The organism is Vibrio phycocola (assembly GCF_053850235.1).
The window spans coordinates 108999-132639 of record NZ_JBSQDJ010000009.1 but is presented as its reverse complement, the minus strand read 5'-3'; the positions used below and the strand labels follow the sequence as shown (position 1 = coordinate 132639).

Below are 23641 nucleotides of genomic sequence, written 5' to 3'. Positions count from 1 at the left end.
ATCCTTAGGGACTTATTTACTTAATACTTTGAATACCCTGCCGACTACGGCGGGGTATTTTTTTGCCTGTAATTTAGTAAAAGCAATGAGCCGTTCTGACCGCAACTAATCTGTATCGCAGAAGCTCTAGGTGCTAAAGCTCCTCTCTTTACAACGAAAGCGGTCTAAAAGAAGTTAAAGGTCAGTAATCCTTAGGGACTTATTTACTTAATACTTTGAATACCCTGCCGACTACGGCGGGGTATTTTTTTGCCTGTAATTTAGAAGGTTTATGAGCCGTTCTGACTACAACTATTCCGTATCGAAGAAGCTCTAGGTGCTAAAACGTCTTAAAAAGGTTTTCGATGGCTTTTGTGCGGCGAATAAATAGCTCATCTCGAATGGCTTTCCCTTGAAAGCCATCAGCAATGATTTCTTGAGTATTGATTGAAACCGCAGCTTGATAGGCTCGTTTAAATCGCTCGGCTTGAGAGTAGGGAAGGTGTTCCATTCCTAGTCGCCCACAATGATCCGCCTGACAGCAGAGCAATACTTTATCTAAACGCTCTGGTTGTCTCCATACGTAGAGTTTATCGAAAATTTTTACGTAGGTACTGGGACGCAGCTCATTAGCTCTATGGATATTAGAATGCTGCTCACACACTGCTATGGCCAAGTCTCGATAGGCATTAGGTACTCGTAAGCGGAGACAAAGATTTTTGATCAGTTTTTGTCCGGTATGGCAATGTATCTTATGGCTGGGCCATTCTGCTATTGGTGTAATTCCTTTACCAAGATCGTGTACGCTAGCAGCAAAACGAACGGTTGTGTCTTCACTTAGCTTAGCAGCTTGCTCCGTAACCATTAGTGTGTGAACCCCAGTGTCAATTTCAGGGTGCCATTGTGCAGGCTGAGGAACACCAAATAGTAAGTCGATCTCAGGGAGAATGACCGCTAAAGCACCACACTCACGTAAGGTCGAAAGAAATACATGTGGTGTTTTCGTTGATAGTGACTTATGCCACTCTTGCCAGATTCGTTCAGCGGTTAAGTTTTCTAATTCGTTTTGCGCCACAATCTCTTTCATTAATTGCATGGTTTCTTCAGCGACGGTGAAGCCAAGGTGGGCAAGTTTAGCCGCAAAACGCGCGACTCTCAGCACACGTAGCGGATCCTCAACAAATGCATCGGAGACATGTCGTAGCAATTTGTTATTGAGATCTTCCTGACCGCGATACGGATCAATAATATCGCCATTATCATCTTGTGCGATGGCGTTGATGGTGAGATCTCTTCTCTTTAGATCGTCTTCCAGCGTAACACTTGCGTCGAAGTCGCAGGCAAACCCTTTATAACCAGCTCCAGTCTTTCGTTCAGTTCTTGCGAGTGCATGCTCTTGTTTGGTCTTTGGATGGAGAAAAACAGGAAAGTCTTTCCCAACGGCTTGATAGCCACGAGAAAGCATCTCTTCAGGGGAAGAACCAACGACAACCCAATCTTGGTCATAAACGTCGAGGCCAAGCAGTTGATCTCGTACTGCACCGCCGACTAAATAGCGTTTCATCTGTTTACTCATTGCATAATTGTATAAGTTGAAATTATAGGTCGAGTCTTTCTTTATTAAAAATTTAGAATAACAAAAGTCAAAACAAAAAAGGTCGCCACGAATGGGCGACCTTAAAATATTACAGTATTAGGTTTATACCCAATCTGAACGGTTTTTCTTACGCTTAGGAATAATGTGCGGCAAGATAATACCGAAGAAGATTCCGCCTAGCATAACACCGCCACCATAGAGGAAGTATTTCATTAGTAAGTCTTCTTTTTGAGTGTCCAATTTTGCACTTAACTCACGGATTTGGCCTTGTGATGCTGAGAACTTGCTCATCATCTCTGAATAGTTTTGCTCTAACTCTGTTACTTGACGACTGCGAACTTCAAGAGATTCAACTAAGCCCTCTTTTTCGCGATTGGCATCACTTTCTGCACTGTCTAATTTAGCTCTTACTTCAGACAGTTCTTTTTCTAAGCGAGGTAGACGAACCGCCATACTTTCTTTCGACGTAATAAATTTGCTCTGTACCCAGCCTTTACGGCCTTTACTATCAACAATCTGCGTATAGCCACTCGCTTTATCAGATTGAAGCAACTTAATTTTATCACCAGCATTTACGCTACCCATAATTCGGTATTGGGCACTTGGCCCTGAATGCATGTAGGTAAACAATTTATCAGCAACATAAAATTGCTGTGCAAATGATGGTACAGAGAACACAGCAAGCAGTACCATAATCATCAATTTTTTCACGTTGAATCCTTTACAGATAAGATTGATAGGGCAAACAGTATTGAATATTTTCAGATAATATTAAGTTTCTTTATCTGGTGCAACAAAGAAGGGAGCCAAAGCTCCCTATTCTCAAAACTTTATCACGTTGTTACATTAACTTAACCGTTAGCTGACTTTGGTCGTTAGATAAACATCATTTCTATCACGTAGTAGAACACGACAGACAGTAGTGCGCCAGCAGGTAAGGTAATAATCCAAGATGCAACAATGTTTCGTACTACACCTAAGTTCAAGGCTGCAATACCACGAGCAAAACCTACACCAAGTACAGCTCCAACTAAAGTTTGAGTTGTTGAAATCGGTAATCCTGTACCAGAAGCAAGCACTACAGTTGATGCGGTTGCAAGCTGAGCTGCGAAACCACGACTCGGAGTTAACTCTGTAATACCAGTACCTACGGTTGCCATGACTTTGTGGCCTAACGTTGCCAAGCCAATGACGATGCCAATCCCGCCAAGCGGCAATATCCACCAAGCAATTTGTATTTTTGCCGTAATGTTGCCCAAGTTTTGTACTGTTGCAACAATCGCTGAGAGTGGGCCAATAGCATTTGCGACATCATTTGAACCATGGGCAAACGCCATAGCACAGGCTGTAATCACCATTAACACGGTAAAGATACTTTCAACGCCAGCAAAGCTATGATCATCTTCTTTGGTTGAAAAGCGTCGAGCAATATAGATGTAACCACCAATCATTACCAATGCAGAAAATGACATTGACGCGAGCCATGCTTCACTTCCACTTAAATGTAAACCTACATGTTTAAGGCCTTTTTTAATGGTCACTAACGCGATGACCATAGTCGTGATAAACATGTATACCGGAACAAAACGTTTGGCATTAATTAACGGGTTTTCTGTATCGAAAATAAGTCGTTGAGCACTGCTAAATATAATGTAAGCAATCACACCAGAAATTAGCGGTGTCACAATCCAACTGCCAACGATTCCTTGAACCGCTCCCCAATGAATGGCATCAGTTCCGACAGTGACACAGGCAAAACCGATGATTGCACCGATAATTGAGTGAGTCGTCGATACGGGCCAGCCCATGTATGAAGCGAGTAATAACCAAGTACCGGCCGCTAAAAGTGATGACATCATACCAAACACTAATACTTCCGGAATCTCGGTAAATAAGCTTGTGTCGATAACGCCTTTTCGAATGGTGTCAGTCACTTCACCGCCAGCTAAATAAGCACCAGCAAATTCAAAAATCATTGCGATAATAATCGCATTCTTTACAGTCAGCGCTTTTGAACCAACTGACGTCCCCATTGCGTTAGCAACGTCATTTGCACCGATACCGACGGCCATCATAAGTCCAAAGAAAGCCGCAACAAGGATGATAATCGTGCTGTAGTTTGCAAGTATATCCACTGAAATATCCAATTTATTAGTTAAACTAAACAATGCACTCTAGTTTCTAGCGGTTTATATGCGAGAAAAGTGTCTTGAGAGTAACATCGATTTTTTGTTGGTTATGAACGCGAGAGCATCAATTCTAGTCGAGCGCCTACGCGTTGAGCTTGATCGGCGATACCACCAATCCATTCGAAAATCTTATACATAAACATGACATCGATAGGATTGTATTTAGACTCAATGGCCATCAAATTTTGGCGTAAATGAATCTGCATTAAATCGGTATCATCTTCAATTTCATCGAGCTGGTTGATCATCTCAGCAACTAAGGTTACTTCGCGTCCCTTAAAGCCGGTTTCGAGAAGTTCGTCAAGTTCATTGATAACTTTTTGAGCTTGATTTGCTGCATCTAAACAACGCTTCACATAGGCAATGAAATCATCTTGAAGTACTTCAGGAATGACCAATTGACGTCCAAATACACGCCCAGACACATCTTTCGCTAAGTTCGCTAATTTGTCTTGCTGAGTCAGTAGCTCAAGCATATCGGTGCGATCAACAGGAAGAAATAAGCCGCGAGGTAACTTAAGGCGAATTTCACGCTTTAGTACATCTGCTTCTTTCTCTAGATGAGATATCTGCGCACGAATTTCAGACGCTTTCTCCCAATCGGATTGAAAGCTCACTTCAAAAAAGTTAACAAGATGAGAACAACATTCATTGACACAAATGACGTGTTTTTGTAGAGGTTTGATCGGGGATTTTGCAAACAACCCCATAATAGTATTCATTGTCATGGTTATTTAACCCAAATAAAACATAACCGAAATAAGCAACTAATGCCGAAGACTGGCTAATTGTTAAGAGGTAATAAAGCGCGCATGTTAACTCATTCAATGGTGCTTTAAAACCGTTTTAGATCATGTCTAAGTTGATAATTCCATCTTGCTCAGTAGACCATTCCGCAATATCCTGTTACGACCATTGATTAAAGGGTTCATTATGGAAACTGAGATAGAGCTTAAGTTTTTTGTTTCTCCTGATTATTCAGATACTTTACTTACTATAATTAAAGAACTTAAAGTTCTTCAGCATAGTTGCCGTCAGCTCGGCAATATCTATTTTGACACCTCTGACAGTTGGTTACGCCAACACGATATCGGTATGCGGATTCGCCGTTGTGATGATGTTTATGTGCAAACGGTGAAAACTTCTGGTCGAGTGGTGGCCGGTTTGCACCAACGCCCTGAATACAATGCAGAACATGACGGAGATATTCCCAATCTATCACTTCACCCTGAAGATATTTGGCCGCAGGGTAAATCTGTTTCGCAATTGGAGCATGATTTAATTCCGATGTTTGCGACTGATTTTACTCGAGAGCAGTGGTTAGTTATGACACCGGATGGCAGCCAGGTCGAAATTGCCTTTGATCAAGGAGAGGTTATTTCAGGTGATCAGCGAGACACCATCTGTGAAGTTGAATTAGAGCTTAAGTCAGGTCAAACCGACGCACTATTTACTTTGGCTCGTTCATTGAGTGAAGGTGGCGGTGCTCGTTTGGGCAACTTAAGCAAAGCTGCGCGTGGTTATCGCCTTGCTTCTGGGTATCAAAGTGATGAGGTTACTCCGCTTTCATTGGTGAAAACACACTCAACTGACACGGTTGAGTCGTGCTTTATTAAGTCGCTAGAGCATGGATTATCTCATTGGTCTTATCATGAGCAAATATATGTAGAACATGAAGGCATTGAAGCGCTTGATGAAATTCGTCACGCGATCTGTTTTATTCGTCAAACGTTAGCAGTATATGGTGGTGTCGTGCCACGACGGGCAAGTGCGATTATTCGTCAAGAGCTTAAATGGCTTGAGCAAGAAATCGGGTGGTTAAAAGAGAATGATTACCTCGATGACTTGCTTAAAGAAAAAGGCCATGTGCTACGAAAACTCGACGAACGCAAATCGATCGTTCAACACTTACACGCATTGCAGGAGAAGCATCCTTCACGTGATGACAACCTCAAACTGCTTCACTCTGGCCGTTATGCGGGAGTTATCATCGATTTGAGTCGTTGGATCTTAGCTAAAGGCTGGCAACCCTTTCTTGATGAAAAAGCAAAAGTAACAATGGCACAGCCGGTACCGGAATTTGCAGTTCAACAGCTTGAGTATGTATTGGATGAATTATGTATCGCGTTTCCATTAGAGGAGGCCTTATCGTCAGAAATGTGCATCGCTCAGAAGTACAACTTGACGCGAATATTGTATACAGGGATCGGCTTTGCCAGTTTGTATGATGCCGATGCTCGAAATAACTTCCGCTTACCTTGGGCTGATTTGCTGCAAGGAATTGATGACTTATTGGCACTGACCATCTTGCGAGGTTTAGTTGATAAATTAGAAGATCAAGACCAATTAACTCGTTGGCTGTCGCGCCAAGAAGCTTCTATTCTATATGCAATGGAGCAGACTCGTGCGAAAGGTATGTCTGCGATACCCTATTGGCATCCTTCTTAACTTCTCCGTATTTCCCTTGTGTAGCGTGACGTAGCGCAAGGGATTTCAACTTTGTTATTACTCTTTATATTAATTCCAATCATTTTCTTTTTTAAGAACTACACTTTTTATATGCGGTACGGCTATCGCATTCAAGTTCTCACTGCTTACGCCGATAAAATCAACATTATTCGTAGGTATATGATCGCCATGCTTACTATCGCCTTCTGTCTGAGAGACAAAAGGTGATGTGAGTATCTTTATTTGAGCCTAGATTTACCGTAGCTCAACACTGGGTGATGTCATGGTGAGCAGATAGTCGATATAAAGAACAATAAATGATGTAAACGGAGATTGAATATGGCAAAGCTAAGCTTTAAGCCGTGGGAAAGAGTGATTACTGATGTTCGCTTAATTCCAAAAATGATAATTTTAATGGTATTCAGTACTGTTCTTATCGTCGTTAAGCAGTTAGGCGACGCCAGTACGTTTTATCAAGCGTTACTGGATGCCACACAACACGCTGAGATAGCACAAGCCCACTACGACGAATATATAATGACAATGGTGTGGCAAACGATCGCAATGATTGCGATATTTATTGGCTTGCTGCTTTTCACTGCTCGAATTATGTTGCGTCAAACTAACTACATTAGTGAAGCGATTCAATCATTAGCGAACCGTGATTTAAGTGCGCCAATTGAGCTTGAGTGCAAAGACGAATATGGTGACTTAGCTCGAGAGCTCGAGAAAACGCGCAGCCAATTGCAAGATGTGATCAAGCTCCAAGTCGGAAGTTCACAAGAGCTTGCAACATTGAGTGAAGTGATGACCATAGCGATGTCTGAGACACGGGATTCCGCTAAGGAAGAATTTATTGAAATTGACCAGCTTTCGACGGCAATGAGTGAAATGAGCTCGGCGGTTTCTACTGTGGCAGAGAATGCACAAGCCGCTTCGACACTTACAGAGGCAGCGTCTGAAAAAGCACAAACGGGACAAGACTTCGTCAATGGTACTGTATTGAAAATGAGTGACTTGTCGGATGATATTTCAAAATCCGCTGAAGCGATAACTGAAGTCGAAGATCGTGTTGCGGCCATTAGTAGCATGGTTGGCACCATTCAAGGTATTTCGGAACAGACCAACTTGCTTGCATTAAACGCTGCTATTGAAGCGGCCCGAGCAGGTGAAGCTGGACGTGGTTTTGCAGTGGTTGCCGATGAAGTGAGAAACTTAGCTCAAAGCACGCAGAAAGCGACGGTTGAAATTCAAGATATGATTGGCCATTTACAAGCTAGCGCTAATTCAGCCGTAGACTTGATGGAAAAAAGTGTGGTGGAAGCCGCTGAAGGTGTGAGTTTGGTGAGTAGCGCCGGTGATGAACTGAGCGGTATTGTTGGGCAGGTTAAACAAATCAATGAAATGAATTACGAAATTGCAGATGCTGCTGGAGAGCAAACCACCGTTGCACAAGATATGAATACTAATCTGAGCACGGTAAAAGAGTTGGTAGAAGCATCGGTCGAGGTCGTGACAGAGCTACTTGAAACAGCAGAGATGATGGAAAGCAATGTTACTGAATTAGATCAGAAAATTAGTTCGTTTCAAGTGTAATCTGATTAAGGATTAGATATAACGTCCACTCTTTTAGGGGGGGCGTTTTTTATTGATGAAAATTTGTTATAACTAAGCGACATCCTTGGTTTGTAAGGAGCTTACATGCAACTTCCGCTAGAACTTAAACCCCATACTCAAAACCAGTACCAATTATTGGTTGAGCGTTATCCATTTATCTTGAGTTGGGATGAGGAATTAACTCAACAGCTCTATTACGTTATTGGATTAAGTAAGTTTTGCCACGATACCTTAATGCGGGATGAGGAGTTGTGTAAAAACCTACCGACTTTGATGGCGAGTCAGGATCGCAGTTGTTGTTATCGAGAAGAGTTACAAGTGCAACTCAGTCAACAGGATAACGAAGATAGTGGGATGGCATTTCTGCGCCGATACCGAAATCGAGAAATGTTGTATATCGCTTGGAATGACTTTGTTTCATCAGCCAATGAATTAGAACATTGGTCATTAGAAATCAGTTTGAATCATATTAGCGAATTGGCAGAGGCGATGATTTTCGAAACTTACCAATGGCAATATCGCTTATGTTGTAATGAATACGGGACTCCTTGTAACCAACAAGGTGAGGCGCAACCCATGCTGATTATTGGAATGGGCAAGCTGGGTGGTGGGGAGCTGAACTTCTCTTCTGATATCGATTTAATTTTTGCGTATCCCGAAAATGGAGAAACTCAGGGTGCCCGACGTAGTATCTCAAACCCGCAGTTCTTCACTCGCCTTGGTCAACGAATTATTAAAAGTTTGGATAAATGGACAGTAGACGGGTTTTGTTATCGAGTTGATATGCGTCTTCGACCTTTCGGGGAAAGTGGACCGTTGGTGATGAGCTTTACAGCAATGGAAGATTATTACCAAGAACAAGGGCGTGATTGGGAACGCTACGCGATGGTTAAGGCTCGCGTAATGGGACGTGAAATGTACTCTCATTATCAAGAACTGCGTCAAACCTTGCGTCCGTTTGTTTTTCGTCGCTATATCGACTTTAGTGCGATTCAATCGCTGCGACGAATGAAGTCAATGATACAAACTGAAGTACGTCGTAGAGGCTTAGAAAACAACATTAAACTCGGTGCTGGTGGCATTCGAGAAATTGAATTTATTGTTCAAGTGTTTCAGTTAATTCGTGGGGGAAGAGAACCGTGTTTGCGTCGAAGAGGGCTTATAGGCACCCTTGATGCGATAGAGGAGTTGTCTCTTCTCAAATTAGGCGAAGTCACTATTCTACGTACTAGTTATCTATTCTTACGTCGTTTAGAAAACCTTTTGCAAGCAATGGAAGATAAACAGACCCAAACTCTACCCGATAACGAGGATGATCAAATTAAACTTGCTTGTGCAATGGGATATGAAGATTGGGAAACCTTGCTCAAGCAGACGTTAGAACACATGGCTGATGTTCATACTGTATTTGACGCTTTAATCGGGGACGACCAGCATAATGACGAAAGTGATATTGAACGCTGTTATAGCGAACTATGGGACTTTGCTAACAAAGCCGATGTCGTTGAGCAAATAATTGAACAAGATATTGGATTAACCCAAGAGTCGGGCATTGCAAAGGATCTGATTCAATTTAAACAAGAGCTTGCAAAGAAAACCCTCGGTCCACGTGGTCGAGAAGTACTAAACCGCTTGATGCCAAAAGTTTTCCAAGCGGTATTTTCTCACCCTAAGGGGCGTTTCGGATTCTCACGAGTTTTGCACTTATTGCAGAACATCGCGACTCGGACTACGTATCTAGAGTTACTCGATGAGCACCCGGCTGCGCTGACGCAATTAGTTAGATTGTGTACGGCAAGTCCAATGATATCTGAGCAGCTTGCTCGTTATCCTATTTTGCTTGATGAGCTTATCGATATTAAGCATCTGTATAACCCGATAGAACTAGATTCATATCGTAATGAATTACGAGATTACCTTGCCCGAATTCCAGAAGATGATATGGAACAACAGATGGAGGGGTTACGTCAGTTTAAGCAAATTTGTATTTTAAAAATTGCCGCAGCCGATGTGACGGATGTTTTGCCTGTTAGACGGGTAAGCGATCACCTTACCTATCTTGCGGAAGCCATCATCGAAGTTGTGGTGAAACAGGCATGGATTCAATTAAGCGAAAAACATGGCGAGCCGACCCATATTCATCAACGTGATGGCTTAGGGTTTGCTGTTGTTGGTTATGGGAAGCTTGGTGGTTGGGAGTTGGGGTATAACTCAGATCTTGATATTGTGTTTATTCATGATTGCCCTAGTGATGTGTACACCGACGGTAAAAAAGAGATAGATGGGCGTCAGTTTTATTTACGTTTGGCCCAACGAGTTGTTCATCTTTTCTCAACACGAACCCCATCAGGAATTTTATACGAAATTGATACTCGGCTTCGTCCATCAGGCTCGTCGGGATTATTGGTCTCATCAGTTGAAGCATTTACCGATTATCAACGTAATGAAGCGTGGACGTGGGAACATCAAGCATTGGTCAGAACGCGTATGGTGTTTGGTGATGAACCACTACAGCAAGCATATTCGAATATGCGTCATCAGATTCTAACCACTCAGCGTGAAAGCCGAACGCTAACGCAACAAGTGAGAGATATGAGGCAAAAGATGCTTGGCCACCTCGGGAACAAAAAACCGGGACGCTTTATGCTAAAGCAGGACAGAGGCGGCATTACAGATATCGAGTTTATAGCTCAGTATTTGGTGCTACGCTTTAGTCAAACTTATCCGAATTTGACACATTGGTCTGATAATATCCGTATCTTTGAATCCTTGGTGCAAGAACAAGTTATTACTGAATGCGAAGCTCAGCAGTTAATTACTGCTTATACATCGATGCGCAATCAATTCCATCGCCGTAATTTATTAAATCTTGATGGAGACGTTGATGAAACTAAGTTCGTTAATGAGCGTCAACATGTTATGGATATTTGGCAATCTTGGCTTGGTTAATGCCTTTTGCTTATTTGTCACTGTGATAAACTCTGCCGTAAAATATAAATTGGAGAATAAAAAATGAAGCCCATTTTGCCTGATTATCAGCAAGCTGGTGTGTTAATTGTTGGCGACGTTATGTTAGATCGCTATTGGTATGGACCAACAGGACGAATTTCTCCAGAAGCGCCGGTTCCTGTGGTTAAAGTTGAGAAAAATGAAGAACGTCCAGGCGGAGCTGCCAACGTTGCAATGAATATTTCGTCACTCGGTGGTTCTTCCTATCTAGTAGGGTTTGTTGGTAATGATGAACCTGCTCAAGTATTAAATCAAAAACTAACGTCACTCAAAGTAAACTGCAATTTCGTCGAACTCGACGACTTTCCTACTATTACTAAACTGAGAGTACTAAGCCGAGGGCAGCAGCTCATCCGGCTCGATTTTGAAGATAAAGTGGAAGATCTTGAACCCGCTTTAATTGAAAATCAGATGCGTCAATCTTTGTCTAAAGTAAAAGCGGTGATCCTTTCTGATTATGCCAAAGGGACACTTGAACATGTTCAAAACTACATTCAATTGGCGAAGCAACATGGAGTTCCTGTGTTTATCGATCCAAAAGGTGCAGAATTTGAACGTTACCGTGGTGCGACACTACTAACCCCTAATCTATCTGAGTTTGAAGCCGTGGTCGGTAAGATAAAAGATGACGATATGTTGGTAGAAAAGGGACTTGAGCTGATAGACAAATACGATTTTGAAGCTTTGTTAGTCACACGCAGTGAACATGGTATGACATTGCTACGCAAAGGTAAGAAGCCGTTCCATCTACCGACATTAGCGAAAGAAGTGTACGACGTAACAGGGGCGGGTGATACCGTGATTTCTGTACTTGCAGCTTCTGTATCTGCGGGCAAAGAACTTGATGAAGCGTGTGCGTTAGCAAACGCAGCAGCTGGCGTGGTCGTAGGTAAAGTCGGTACCGCAACCATTTCAACGATTGAGTTGGCTGAAGCCGTTCACGGTAGCCAAGATACCGATTTTGGTGTGGTTGGTGAAGATCAACTAACCAAAGCAGTAAGAAAAGCCCAAGCTCGCGGAGAAAGAGTCGTGATGACCAATGGTTGTTTTGACATTCTTCATGCCGGTCACGTCTCCTATTTAAATCATGCGGCACAACTTGGCGATCGCCTTATCGTAGCGGTGAATAGTGATGAATCGGTTAAGATTTTAAAAGGCCCTGGTCGCCCAGTTAATCCAACGGATCGTCGTATGGCTGTGTTAGCGGGATTGGGCGCCGTTGATTGGGTTGTACCATTTAATGAAGAAACGCCGCAGCGTTTGATAGCTCATATTTTGCCAGACCTTCTTGTTAAAGGAGGCGATTATAAACCGGAAGAGATTGCTGGTGGTGAAGAAGTGATCGAAGCGGGTGGACAAGTGAAAGTGTTGAATTTTGAAGATGGATGTTCGACCAGCAGTATTATTGATGCAATTCGTGGCGGAAAAGGCTAATTTCGAAACGAAGCCGATTTGTCAGAATTAAACTAAACTGTGAGAAATAACTGAAATTTTATCGATAACATTGCATATCGTCTAAGCTGTAAATAAAGCTCACTTACAATGCAACGAATTAAAAAAAATTACAATTAACCTTTAGCAAAACGTTTATTTAAATCATAGCTTCATAAGGCAGCGATCTTTGGCTATGGCGTAAGTATTAACGGTATTTTGCGGTAACTATGGATATAAAAAATGAGTACAGCAGCTCAGGTTATTGCCCAAAGTGGTATTGCGTTTGGAACGTCAGGCGCACGTGGCTTAGTGACCGATTTCACTCCACAAGCTTGTATTGCATTTGCGTTGTCGTTTATGCAAAGCCAAGGTGAAGTCAAGAAAATAGCAATTGCAATTGATAATCGACCAAGTAGCCCTGATATTGCTCAGGCATGCATTACAGCCGCCAAATATTATGGTGCTGAAGTTGATTACTATGGAGTGATTCCAACCCCTGCGCTGGCAGTTACGTCTATTGCAGATGGTATTCCTGCCATTATGGTAACAGGGAGCCATATTCCTTTTGACCGAAATGGGCTTAAATTCTACCGAGCCGATGGCGAAATTAGCAAAACAGATGAACAGTTGATCCTTAATGCTAACATTGAAGTGCCAGAGCTTGAGTTAATCGCATTACCAACAGCATTGCCTCGTGCAGCAACTACATACATTGATCGCTATACTCGTTTATTTCCAAATGATCTTTTACAAGGAAAGCGTATAGGTATTTATGAGCACTCAAGCGCAGGAAGAGATCTTTACGCTAAACTTTACACCGATTTAGGTGCTGAAGTTGTGTCACTAGGTCGAAGCGATCAATTTGTTCCGATTGATACGGAAGCCGTGGCCGAATCTGATATTGAGATGGCACAAGCTTGGCAAAAAGAGCACAACCTCGATGCCGTATTTTCGACTGATGGCGATGGTGACCGTCCGCTATTAAGTGATGAAACGGGTACGTATTTACGTGGTGACATTCTCTGTCTTTTAGCAGCGAAAGCCCTGAACATTGATGCTCTAGCGATTCCAGTGAGTTGCAATACAGCGGTTGCTAAATGCGGTGCCTTTCAAGAAGTCGTTCTCACTAAAATTGGTTCTCCTTATGTTATTGAAGCATTGGAACCAATGGACAAAAATTACCCGGCTGTCGCTGGTTTTGAAGCCAATGGCGGCTTTTTATTAGGGAGTGATATTCAAGTTAATGGTGGCGAATTGACGGCACTATTGACTCGAGACGCCGTTCTACCGGTTATTGCTGTTCTTGCAGCCGCAAAAAGTAAACCTATTTCAGCTTTATGTAATGAGTTACCGGCTAGGTTTACCGCCAGTGACCGTTTGCAAAACTTTGCTCGAGAGAAGAGTCTTAATATTATTGAACAAGCCATTGCAGCCCCAGAGAGCTTCTTAGCGAATGTTGGAATAACCGAATCTAACGTCATTCAACAAGATCAAACTGATGGACTACGTTTGACTCTTGATGATGACAGTATTGTTCATTTACGCCCTTCAGGTAATGCGCCAGAACTGCGCTGCTATATTGAAGCTGAAAGTGCGGAAAAGGCAACAAAATTGGTTAAGCAGGTACTGGGTGCTTTAGAGCAATAAATACCGATGGTTTGACAATTTCTATTATATAAAAGGCAATCAAGTTTGATTGCCTTTTATATTTTGAGCTAAAGAGATTGAATTATCAGCCGATATAAAGAGTAGTTATTATTCAGGCGGTATTCATTTATTACGATACCTTTATCTTAGTCGGTAAAGTTGCTAGTCGTTATCTGATTTTTGATGCATTAGATTGAATAGTATCCATTTTATTTGTATTGATATTATTGGCAGTATCAATTATTAGAAGATCCGATACTCAACGCACTAATTGTTTTTCTATGGTTAGTTCTATGTCATCATATTGTTATTATGTGATCTATCTCTCCGAATGATGTTGTTGAGTTTTTTGATTATAAAACATAAAAAAAACAGATCATTCTCTTAAAAATAAACTATAACTAAGTATAGAAATTGAGTTTGTTATGTCGATTGAGACAAAAAAGTTTAACGATAGAGATAGTTGATGGTAGCAAGCATGTAGGGCGCTGAAAAAACCTAAGGGCGGTAGCATACTTCCTTGATGAGTAAAATTAAAATTCAGATTGGCGAAATCATTAGAATTAATAATAAAAAAATAGGTGTGAACTAACTATGAGATATGGAAGCAGAATTAAATACTACGGTGAAGAATCAACCGTAGCATTCAAACTTTTTGACCTCATTGTCATTGCGTTACTTTTGTATACAGTGTGTTTATCATATGTTGGTTCTTTCTCTACGATATATCAATTAACGCTAAGTATTGTTGTCATTTCATTTTACCTTATCGCCGATTTTGCAGGTGTATACCAACCTTATCGTTTTGATTCTATGAGAGAAACGTTTCTCTCAATTCTTTCTGCATGGGCAATCTGTACAGCAATCACGCTCTGTTTTGGTTTTTTCTTTAAAGTCGCTGAAGACTACTCTCGTATTGTGTTTGGAGTATGGTTTGTACTCACGCCAGTAATACTCGTTGGCTGGCGATGGGGGTTTGCTGCGGTCGTAAAATTGATTCGCCCACCAGAAACAGGAAAGCGAAAAGTTATTATAATTGGCGCAACGCGTTCCGGGATTCAGTTAGCCCATGAATTGAAACAACGTGGTAAACAAAATGAAACCTTAGTGGGTTTCTATGATGATCGAAATGTTGATCGTATCGGATTAGCTGGACTGCCAGCACCACTACGAGGTCGAATTGATGATGCGCTGGAATTAGCTAAAATTCATTCTGTACAAGAAGTCTATATCGCATTGCCGATGGAAGCATCAAAACGGATTAAACAGATTCTCAACGCATTTGCCGATGCCAATGCTAGAGTCCACGTGGTTCCGGATTTCTTTACATTTGATTTAATGCAATCACGATTAAAAAATGTAGGTAGGGTCGTAACACTTTCCGTCTATGACTCTCCATTCTATGGTTTAACTTCATTAGTTAAACGAATTGAAGATATTGTACTTGCTTCGATAATTCTTCTTCTAATTAGCCCGGTACTTATTGCCGTCGCAATTGGTGTTAAGTTGTCTTCTCCAGGCCCTATTATATTTAAACAAGCTCGATACGGACTTGATGGTAAGTCAATTCGAGTGTGGAAATTTCGCTCAATGAAGGCGATGGATAATGGCGCGGTCGTAAAGCAGGCGACTAAAGGCGATCCTCGTATTACAAAATTTGGCGCATTCATCCGCCGAACATCTTTAGATGAACTCCCTCAGTTTTTTAATGTCATAACTGGCCAAATGTCGATAGTTGGGCCTCGCCCACATGCGGTGGCTCATAATGAAGAGTACCGAGGACTGATTGATAAATACATGCTACGTCATCATGTAAAACCTGGAATTACAGGTTGGGCTCAGATAAACGGGTTGCGTGGTGAAACAGAAACGCTCGATAAAATGGAAAAACGAGTTGAATTTGATTTAGTATATATTCAAAATTGGTCTCTTTGGCTCGATATAAAAATAGTATTCCTTACTGTTTTTAAGGGCTTCGTCGGGAAAACCGCGTATTAAGGCTTTAATTTTTTGATGGTGAAAATAACCCATAAAGGAAGAAGATGTTGAATAGAATAATGAAATATGCACTCGCAACAGTTAGTGCTTGTTGTTTATTTATGGCATCAGCGCAAGCGGCATATACGCTTAGTGCTGGGGATACAATTCGTATTTCGGTATATGGTGAAGAAGAGCTCAGCTTCGATGAATATTTAATCGATAGCAGTGAAACTCTTGATTACCCATATATTGGAAATATCGATGTTAGCAAACAAACGATTAAAAACCTGCAAGAGAAAATCACGCGGGGGTTAAAGGATGGTTATTTATTAGATCCTAAAGTGACGGTAAATATTGTGAAATATCGCAATATTTACATTAACGGCGTGGTGAACCATCCTGGCGGTTACGAATATCAGCCAGACTTGACCGTGCAGAAAGCGATCGCACTCGCCGGTGGGTTTTTGGCCAAGTATCGTAAAACTAAAGGCATTTATTTGACTAAAGCTGACGAGATTAAAGGCTTAACTCAAGATCAAATTGAAGATTTATTAGATGACAAAAAGAAAGCCGATCTAAATGATCCAGTTGGTCCTGGTGATACCATTTATGTGGTGAGTTCTTTTTGGTAAGAATCGAGTTTTATTTAATAAATAACAAAGTTGATTTTTAACAAGTTATTGGCTCAGCGTACATTAGATATTAGGGTTATTGCATGCAGCATACATTTCAAGCGTCAAAGTCGGGTTCTGGTGACATTTTTGATATCTGGAACAATATCAATATATTAAGGCAAAATTGGCTTAAAATTGTTTTGTTTTCGGTAATGGTTACCGTTCTTACTGTTTTAGTCATGCTGCAAATAACACCCAAATATACCGCAACCGCAACACTATTAATTGAAGCTCAAGAAGCTCAAGCTGTTTCGATCCAAAGTATACCTGGCATTGATTCTACTCAAAAAGAGTACTATCAAACTCAGTTTGAAATCTTAAAGTCGAATCAGATTGCAAGTCGTGTGATTGATACATTGAACTTGGAAGATCTTCCGGAGTTTAATCCTGCTCTTAGTGAGGAAGAGGGGTTAATGAGTAGCATTAAATCATTACCTCTATTGTCCTCGTTATTTGCCAAAGAAGTCGGTGAAATTTCACAAGAAGCGATTGATGAAGCGATCCATCAAAAGGTATTAAGTGCTTTCCATCAAAGAATGGTGATTGATCCGTTAAAGAATACTCAGTTGGTGAATATTAGCTTTACCTCGGAAGATCCTGTACTGGCTGCTGAAATAGCGAATGCTATCGGTATCGCTTATATCGAACAGAACCTCGATGCGCGATTAGAGCTAACGACTTACACCACTAACTGGATAAACAGTCGATTATCAGGCTTACAAGAGACGCTAATGGCCTCTGAGAAAGCACTGTCAGATTATCTAATACAAGAAAAACTGATCGATGATAGTGGCATTGATTCTTTGGCCAGTAAAGAGCTTGAGAGTCTAACAGAACGTTTACTAGAAGTGCGTGATCGTCGTATTGAAGTGTCGTCTGCGTATTCAGCATTGAAATCCACCAGTGCGAGCGATATCGCCGCGATTTCATCGATTCCAGCTATCTCAAATCACCCACAAGTTGTTGCGATTCGAGCTGCTGAGCTTGAAGCTCAAAACGAAGTGAATGAGTTGAAAAAGCGTTATGGCGCAAAACACGACAGAATGATTGCAGCCATCGCACGTCTCGATGCTGTTGAAGCTCGTGCAGAAAAAACGGTAGGACAATTAATTACCGGTTTTGAAAAAGAAGTCCAAGCATTACGCAGACAAGAATCTTTAATTCAATCAACGATCAATCAGCGTCGCGATGAGTTCCAAGGTTTATCGGTGAAGAAGACTCGTTATGAATCGTTAAAGCGTGATGTTGAAACCAACCGAGATGTATTAAATGTATTCTTAACGCGTCAGAAAGAAACCAGCGCGACTCAGGATTTCAAAGCGTCGAATGCACGTTTTACCGATAAAGCGATGGTGCCTCAACTTCCAGCGTATCCAAAGAAAAAGCTCATTGTTCTTCTAGCATTTGTTGCGAGTTTTGGACTAGCGATTGTGCTTGTTCTACTTAGTGCGATGATGAAAAATACGATTGAGTCAGCTAAGAATTTCGAAGATCGATTTGGTCTTATTCCATTAGGTGGAATACCAAATATTCAGTCAAAACGCTTTAAGAAAAAGCCATTAGATAATAGCGTCTTGTTTGATAATTCAGAACTTTCCTTTAGTGAATCGATTCGCTCGATTCGTACTTCATTGGTGCTGAATAGCAATGGTAATAAACGATTAGCTGTAACATCTTCACTGCCGTCAGAAGGCAAAACAACCGTATCGATTAATATCGCGATGGCGTTTGCTAAGCTGGAAAAAACCGTATTGATTGATTGTGATTTACGTAAATCGTCAGTCGCAGAGCGTTTTGGTTTGAAGAAGTACCAACAAGGTTTGAGCAATCACCTGATGATGGGAATGGATTTAACGGACTGTTTATACAAAGATCAGCAATCCGGATTAACGATATTACCCGCAGGTATGTTAGCGACAAGTCCTCAAGAGCTATTAAGTTCAGATAAGTTTGCCGAGTTAATGGATACCCTTGAAACCCAGTTCGACCGAATTGTGATTGATACACCACCAAGCTTGCCAGTGAGTGACTCATTGATAATTGGTCAGTTGACTAAGAATGCGCTTGTGGTTGTGAAGGCGAATGAAACCAAACAAGATGCAGTTAAGAAAACCTTTGGTAAGTTACTGCAACATGAGATAAACATCGCAGGTGTGGTGATTAACCAAATTAGTCCGCAGCAAGCGAGTTTAGAATATGGCTACGGACAGTACGGAAGCTATGGGGCAACACAATAGAACTGTAGCGGACTTATGTTAAGAAATGCTCATGTTCTCAATATCCTATGGATGTTTGTTGAAAGAGCATTTCTCTTACTAGGTGGCTTTATCGTTACCGTCATGGTAGCGAGGTATCTTGGCCCTGAACAACTTGGCTTGATTTCATATGGTGTCGCACTCGGGGCTTTTGCTATTGCTATTTCCCAATGGGGTGCTGATTACACAATCTTTAATACTGCCGCAACAAAACCTAAACGAAGTGCTTTCTATATTTACAGTACTGAAAAGTATCGCTTCGCTCTCTATATTGCAGTTTTTGCCATAATCAATATCTGGTTATTACTATCAGGAAACTATGAAACTGATGACTATAATCTGATTGCACTTGTTGTCTTATCCCAAGTGTTCTTGGCACTAGATATCTACCAATTTCACTATAACGCGATATTAAAATCCAAAATCAATGCTAAATCGGCGATGTTTGCCAAAGTGTTGGCAATGGGAGTAAGAGCGTTATTTGTTTTTAATGATGTGAATGTCATATACTTTTTTATCCCATTTGTCATTGAAGGATGGTTGATTTTTTATATCAGAAGAAAGTGCTTTGATAAGGTCCAATGCTCGCATTCAACGCATTATCGAAATAGCTATTTTGTAACAGGAATACCTCTAGTATTTACGGTTGCCAGCGTGACCGTTTATGCAAGGATGTATGAAGTTATGCTAGCGAATGTTGTGTCTTATACAGCGGTGGGTATTTTTAGTATTAGTATTGCTCTTAACTATGCATGGAATTTTATTCCGAGTTCAATTGGTATTTCTTTACTTTCAAAACCAATGAAAGAAAAAGCAGAAGAAGAGATGATTAAAGGATACTCGTTTGTTTCATTGGTTACTCTCTTAAGTGTTATACCAATACTGTGTATTACTTATTACATCCCAGATATGGTAATAAGCCTTACTTATGGCGCTCAGTATACAGCAGCATCAAAGGTGTTATTTGTTGTATCGGTAGCGGTTATCTTGAGTACACTTGGTTTTGTGACTAATCGTATGATCAACTCGGTGAGTGGTGGTCGAAGGTATTTATTTAAGAAAGCCTTGTTTTCTTCACCGATCCTTATTGTGCTAAGTTATCAACTTATTAGCCAGCATGGAGTTGTTGGAGCTGGGGTTGCTTTTATGCTAACGGAATTACTCAATCTCACTGTTTTTAACTACTTTTTTAACAAAGGTATGATCTTAAAAGTTCATTTTTCTATTTTATCTTCACTGTCCTATTACCAAAAATATAAGTAAATTTTAGTTTCGTTTCATAGTCTGTATTTATAATTGTGATCTTTGATTCATAATATTTAAACATATAAATTAGAGAGGGCTAATTTAATATATGACAACTCTAATTTATTCATCTCTCAAGAGCATTAATCAGAAGAATATAAATCGTGGATAAAAATATTCTAGAACAAAAATCTAGGTATATTCTTGGTACTGAGATAGACGTTAAAGTATCCCAGCAGATATTTGATGAGATCAACGATGCAATAGATAAAAAATCACACCTTAAGTTAGCTTTTGCTAATGCGAATCTACTTAATATGGTTTATGAGGACATTGAATTAAAAAGGGCGCTGAAAAACTTTCATTTACTGAATGATGGTGCCGGGGTCGATGTCGTATCAAAAGTAAAATATGGTGAAGTGTTTCCAGAGAACTTAAATGGTACGGATTTACTTCCTTTAATCTTAAAAAATATGAAGCGCGGTAATGTCTTTCTCTATGGGGCGAAAGAAGAAAGTGTGTCGGTATGTTTTGAGCGACTGAAGCGAGAACACCCTCACTTAAACTTTGTTGGTTACTTAAATGGTTATGATAGATCTCATGATGAGATGGTAATCAGTACTCATTTGAAAAATAGCTCAATTGATATTCTATTGGTTGCTTTTGGTAATCCAATTCAAGAAAAATGGATAGCACAGCACTGTAATCCAACAAATGTAAGAGTGGCGATTGGTGTGGGAGCTTTTTTTGATTTCCATTCTGGAATGATTAAACGAGCGCCAAAACTCTTGAGAGACTTAAGATGTGAGTGGTTGTATCGTTTAATGCTGGAACCCAAAAGACTATGGAAACGCTATTTGCTAGGTAGCGCCTTATTTTTTAAGCGAGCATTTTTTGGTTGATTAGAAATATTGAAAACTAATTATTCATCATACATTTTGAATTTATTCTGATTATTAAGTTAAATAGGCTTTCTTAAATTTGATTGCATATAAAATTAGTGGCATTTAGGTATGTCAATAATGTTAATTATTTCATTAATAAAACATTAATAGTTTGTAAATGGACTATAATTCATTTGTTTAGAATTATGATGGTTTTTGATTCCAATATATTATGTCTATTATATGAGAATGGTTTGATATTTCTGCTTGTGGCAGTTCTTAGCAATACTGTTCTACTATAGAATCACCGCAAATAATTATAGGCTAGTAGTTGATTTAAACTTGTACTATTAAGCGTTAGTTTGGCAGATGGTACGTCCCTTTTTATGTAAATTGGGAGTGTTGGTACGGCTAAGTTCAGAACAATAACTTTTTATAGTTAACATAGTTGCAACCAATAAGTGTACTTAGGATGGAGAAAAGTTAAATGGCGAAAATAAGTGTAATTGGTACCGGATTTATAGCTAGAGGGTTTATAAATCTATTGATAGACCATCCAAGACATGAACTAGGTAAAATCCTGACGAGAAGTGATGTCAGTCAACGAGAAGAGTTGAATAACTTTCTTCCTAATATTACTGATGACTTGGATGAGGTTATTCAAAACTCAGATCTGGTTGTTGAATGCAGTGGTGATGCGATTTACGCCTGCAGTACTATCGATAGAATTCTTAAAGCAGCGATTCCTGTCGTCACTATGAATACCGAATTCCACGTGACCGTTGGTTCGTACTTCATTGATAAAGGGTTAGTGACCGAAGCTGAAGGTGACCAACCAGGTGCTTTAGCAATACTGCATGAAGAAGCTGTTTCAATGGGCTTCAAGCCTGTTGCGTATTCGAATATCAAAGGGTTTTTAAATCACAATCCAACGTTAGAAGATATGACCTACTGGGGTAAAAAGTCCGGTATTAGTTTGGATATGGTGACCTCTTTTACCGATGGTACAAAAGTTCAATTGGAACAAACGTTAGTCGGTAACATGTATGGATGTACTATTGCCAAAGATGATTTGTTAGGCCCTTCTTATGATGACACTTTAGAGGGTGGCAAGTTTTTAGCTGAAGAAGCGAAGAAGCTCGGTCAACCGATCACAGATTATCTATTGTCTCGCACATTGAAACCTGGCGTATTTATCGCTTGTGAACACAGTTCACACCAGCAGGCGAGTCTAAGTTATTACAAAATGGGTGATGGGCCATATTATGTGTTAGACCGACCTTATCATCTATGTCATATGGAAATGTTTAAAACCGTAGATAGAGTACTCAACGGCGGTGGTGTATTACTTGATAATAGTAAAACGCCGACCTTAAGTACTACTACGATTGCAAAACGAGATTTAAAACCGGGTGACCAAATTAAAAAAGGCATCGGCAGCTTTGATGTTAGGGGTATCGTGGTTAAAATCGCTGAAAACCCAGGACATGTTCCGATTGGTTTAATGGCAGATGTGACTATTAAACGAGAGATTAAAGCTGGACAACAAATTACATTTGATGACATTGAGATACCAGATAGCCTTGCGGTTAAAGCATGGAAATCCATTGAATCAAACGTGTTAGAAAATAGTTAATATTGAAACGATCCCTCTTTATTAATTGAGGGCGTTTCAAGCTGATTTTAAACATACTTTCAGCCCTGCTCTATAACTGGAGCAAGGCTGTTTTTACTTATGCCACCAAACTGCACATAGAAACTACCACAATCCCTTACCAGCTGAACGATTACTTATTGTCAAATCTGTCATTTTTTTTGACTTATTAAGTTACATAAAATTGATAAATATTGACATAGAGTTTATTGATGTAACTGCAAGTAATGTAACAATATATTCATAGTCTAACTATTTTATCTTGTGAGTATGTCCAGCCTATCACCTTTGTATATGCTGAACTTTTTAAGACGTACCTTGCCTTAAGTAGTATCTTTTTTTGTTTTGGGACTGTTGTTATTAGTGTTAGTGGGCAAAATTTTGTTAGTAAATTGACGTGAAATTGTTCGCTTTCTCACTCATAGCAAGAGTTAAATACATAGGGTATATGATGTTGTACAAAATATTTAAGCATGTAATGATCGTGTTGGGAGTAGGGTGTTTATTTGTCTCTTCTGTTCAGGCTGCCTATACATTAGGGGCCGGAGATACGATTCGTATTTCGGTATATGGAGAGGAAGAGCTGTCTTTTGATGAGTACTTAATCGATAGTAGTGAGACTCTTGATTACCCTTATGTCGGTGTCATTGAACTGAAAGACAAAACCCCAAAAAATGTACAAGGCGCAATTGCTGCTGGGTTAAAAGGTGGATACCTTACCGATCCTAAAGTAACAGTAAATATTGTGAAATATCGTAATATTTATATTAATGGTGTGGTTAATCAACCTGGTGGCTATGAGTACCAACCAGATTTAACCGTGCAGAAGGCCATTGCATTAGCTGGCGGTTTTTTAGCAAAATATCGTAAGACAAAAGGTATTTATTTGACCAAAGCGGATGAAATCAAAGGCCTAACTCAAGATGAAATAGAAGATTTGCTAGACAATAAGAAAAGGTCAGATTTAAACGACCCAGTCGGACCTGGCGATACCATTTACGTGGTGAGTTCTTTTTGGTAAAAACATTT

Annotated in this window: 16 protein-coding genes; 12 read left to right on the top strand and 4 right to left on the bottom strand. The window is 40.3% G+C overall.

Annotated features, from left to right (window positions below; translation table 11 throughout):
* Positions 1-319 precede the first annotated feature (319 nt).
* From ACWU4D_RS14120 to ACWU4D_RS14105, 4 genes are all read right to left on the bottom strand, one after another.
* A complete protein-coding gene (locus ACWU4D_RS14120) occupies positions 320-1543 on the bottom strand; it encodes a multifunctional CCA addition/repair protein (RefSeq protein ID WP_456052086.1) in 1224 nt (407 codons plus the stop codon).
* Positions 1544-1678: 135 nt separating this feature from the next.
* A complete protein-coding gene (locus ACWU4D_RS14115; RefSeq protein WP_456052085.1) occupies positions 1679-2287 on the bottom strand; it encodes a TIGR04211 family SH3 domain-containing protein in 609 nt (202 codons plus the stop codon).
* Positions 2288-2451: 164 nt separating this feature from the next.
* The gene (locus ACWU4D_RS14110; protein WP_456052084.1) at positions 2452-3711 is read right to left on the bottom strand and encodes an inorganic phosphate transporter; all 1260 of its coding nucleotides are present in this window, start codon (positions 3709-3711) and stop codon (positions 2452-2454) included.
* Positions 3712-3812: 101 nt separating this feature from the next.
* Positions 3813-4493 (bottom strand): TIGR00153 family protein, encoded by a 681-nt coding sequence (locus tag ACWU4D_RS14105; protein WP_456052083.1) that lies wholly within the window; start codon positions 4491-4493, stop codon positions 3813-3815.
* A gap of 205 nt (positions 4494-4698) precedes the next feature.
* On the opposite strand from ACWU4D_RS14105, the gene ACWU4D_RS14100 reads away from it, so the two are divergent.
* The 12 genes from ACWU4D_RS14100 to ACWU4D_RS14045 all read left to right on the top strand — a co-directional run bounded on the left by ACWU4D_RS14100 (position 4699) and on the right by ACWU4D_RS14045 (position 23633).
* Positions 4699-6213, top strand: a complete 1515-nt coding sequence (locus tag ACWU4D_RS14100; protein WP_456052082.1) for a CYTH and CHAD domain-containing protein — start codon at positions 4699-4701, stop codon at positions 6211-6213.
* Positions 6214-6552: 339 nt separating this feature from the next.
* Entirely contained in the window at positions 6553-7809 is a 1257-nt protein-coding gene (locus ACWU4D_RS14095) for a methyl-accepting chemotaxis protein (protein ID WP_456052081.1), read from the top strand.
* A 105-nt stretch (positions 7810-7914) separates the two neighbouring features.
* Positions 7915-10779: a bifunctional [glutamate--ammonia ligase]-adenylyl-L-tyrosine phosphorylase/[glutamate--ammonia-ligase] adenylyltransferase gene (gene glnE, locus ACWU4D_RS14090; protein ID WP_456052080.1), complete on the top strand. Its 2865-nt coding sequence runs from the start codon at positions 7915-7917 to the stop codon at positions 10777-10779.
* 63 nt (positions 10780-10842) lie between these two features.
* Positions 10843-12273, top strand: a complete 1431-nt coding sequence (gene hldE / locus ACWU4D_RS14085) for a bifunctional D-glycero-beta-D-manno-heptose-7-phosphate kinase/D-glycero-beta-D-manno-heptose 1-phosphate adenylyltransferase HldE (RefSeq protein ID WP_456052079.1) — start codon at positions 10843-10845, stop codon at positions 12271-12273.
* 240 nt (positions 12274-12513) lie between these two features.
* Entirely contained in the window at positions 12514-13920 is a 1407-nt protein-coding gene (locus tag ACWU4D_RS14080) for a phosphomannomutase (RefSeq protein ID WP_456052078.1), read from the top strand.
* 594 nt (positions 13921-14514) lie between these two features.
* Positions 14515-15918, top strand: coding sequence for an undecaprenyl-phosphate glucose phosphotransferase (locus ACWU4D_RS14075; RefSeq protein WP_456052077.1), 1404 nt, complete (start codon positions 14515-14517; stop codon positions 15916-15918).
* A gap of 44 nt (positions 15919-15962) precedes the next feature.
* Positions 15963-16532: a polysaccharide biosynthesis/export family protein gene (locus tag ACWU4D_RS14070; protein WP_456052076.1), complete on the top strand. Its 570-nt coding sequence runs from the start codon at positions 15963-15965 to the stop codon at positions 16530-16532.
* An 83-nt stretch (positions 16533-16615) separates the two neighbouring features.
* Positions 16616-18811, top strand: coding sequence for a GumC family protein (locus ACWU4D_RS14065; protein WP_456052075.1), 2196 nt, complete (start codon positions 16616-16618; stop codon positions 18809-18811).
* 15 nt (positions 18812-18826) lie between these two features.
* On the top strand, positions 18827-20092 hold the full coding sequence (locus tag ACWU4D_RS14060; protein WP_456052074.1) for a hypothetical protein: 1266 nt from the start codon (positions 18827-18829) through the stop codon (positions 20090-20092).
* 146 nt (positions 20093-20238) lie between these two features.
* Positions 20239-20976, top strand: coding sequence for a WecB/TagA/CpsF family glycosyltransferase (locus ACWU4D_RS14055; protein WP_456052073.1), 738 nt, complete (start codon positions 20239-20241; stop codon positions 20974-20976).
* 469 nt (positions 20977-21445) lie between these two features.
* Positions 21446-22594 (top strand): hypothetical protein, encoded by a 1149-nt coding sequence (locus ACWU4D_RS14050; RefSeq protein WP_456052072.1) that lies wholly within the window; start codon positions 21446-21448, stop codon positions 22592-22594.
* Positions 22595-23063: 469 nt separating this feature from the next.
* Positions 23064-23633, top strand: a complete 570-nt coding sequence (locus ACWU4D_RS14045; RefSeq protein ID WP_456052071.1) for a polysaccharide biosynthesis/export family protein — start codon at positions 23064-23066, stop codon at positions 23631-23633.
* Positions 23634-23641: the final 8 nt, after the last annotated feature.

Coding starts and splice junctions, on each gene's coding strand:
- ACWU4D_RS14120 (WP_456052086.1), bottom strand. CDS start 1,543: ATGAAACGCTATTTAGTCGGCGGTGCAGTACGAGATCAACTGCTTGGC.
- ACWU4D_RS14105 (WP_456052083.1), bottom strand. CDS start 4,493: ATGACAATGAATACTATTATGGGGTTGTTTGCAAAATCCCCGATCAAA.
- ACWU4D_RS14100 (WP_456052082.1), top strand. CDS start 4,699: ATGGAAACTGAGATAGAGCTTAAGTTTTTTGTTTCTCCTGATTATTCA.
- ACWU4D_RS14095 (WP_456052081.1), top strand. CDS start 6,553: ATGGCAAAGCTAAGCTTTAAGCCGTGGGAAAGAGTGATTACTGATGTT.
- glnE (WP_456052080.1), top strand. CDS start 7,915: ATGCAACTTCCGCTAGAACTTAAACCCCATACTCAAAACCAGTACCAA.
- hldE (WP_456052079.1), top strand. CDS start 10,843: ATGAAGCCCATTTTGCCTGATTATCAGCAAGCTGGTGTGTTAATTGTT.
- ACWU4D_RS14080 (WP_456052078.1), top strand. CDS start 12,514: ATGAGTACAGCAGCTCAGGTTATTGCCCAAAGTGGTATTGCGTTTGGA.
- ACWU4D_RS14075 (WP_456052077.1), top strand. CDS start 14,515: ATGAGATATGGAAGCAGAATTAAATACTACGGTGAAGAATCAACCGTA.
- ACWU4D_RS14070 (WP_456052076.1), top strand. CDS start 15,963: ATGTTGAATAGAATAATGAAATATGCACTCGCAACAGTTAGTGCTTGT.
- ACWU4D_RS14065 (WP_456052075.1), top strand. CDS start 16,616: ATGCAGCATACATTTCAAGCGTCAAAGTCGGGTTCTGGTGACATTTTT.
- ACWU4D_RS14060 (WP_456052074.1), top strand. CDS start 18,827: ATGTTAAGAAATGCTCATGTTCTCAATATCCTATGGATGTTTGTTGAA.
- ACWU4D_RS14050 (WP_456052072.1), top strand. CDS start 21,446: ATGGCGAAAATAAGTGTAATTGGTACCGGATTTATAGCTAGAGGGTTT.
- ACWU4D_RS14045 (WP_456052071.1), top strand. CDS start 23,064: ATGTTGTACAAAATATTTAAGCATGTAATGATCGTGTTGGGAGTAGGG.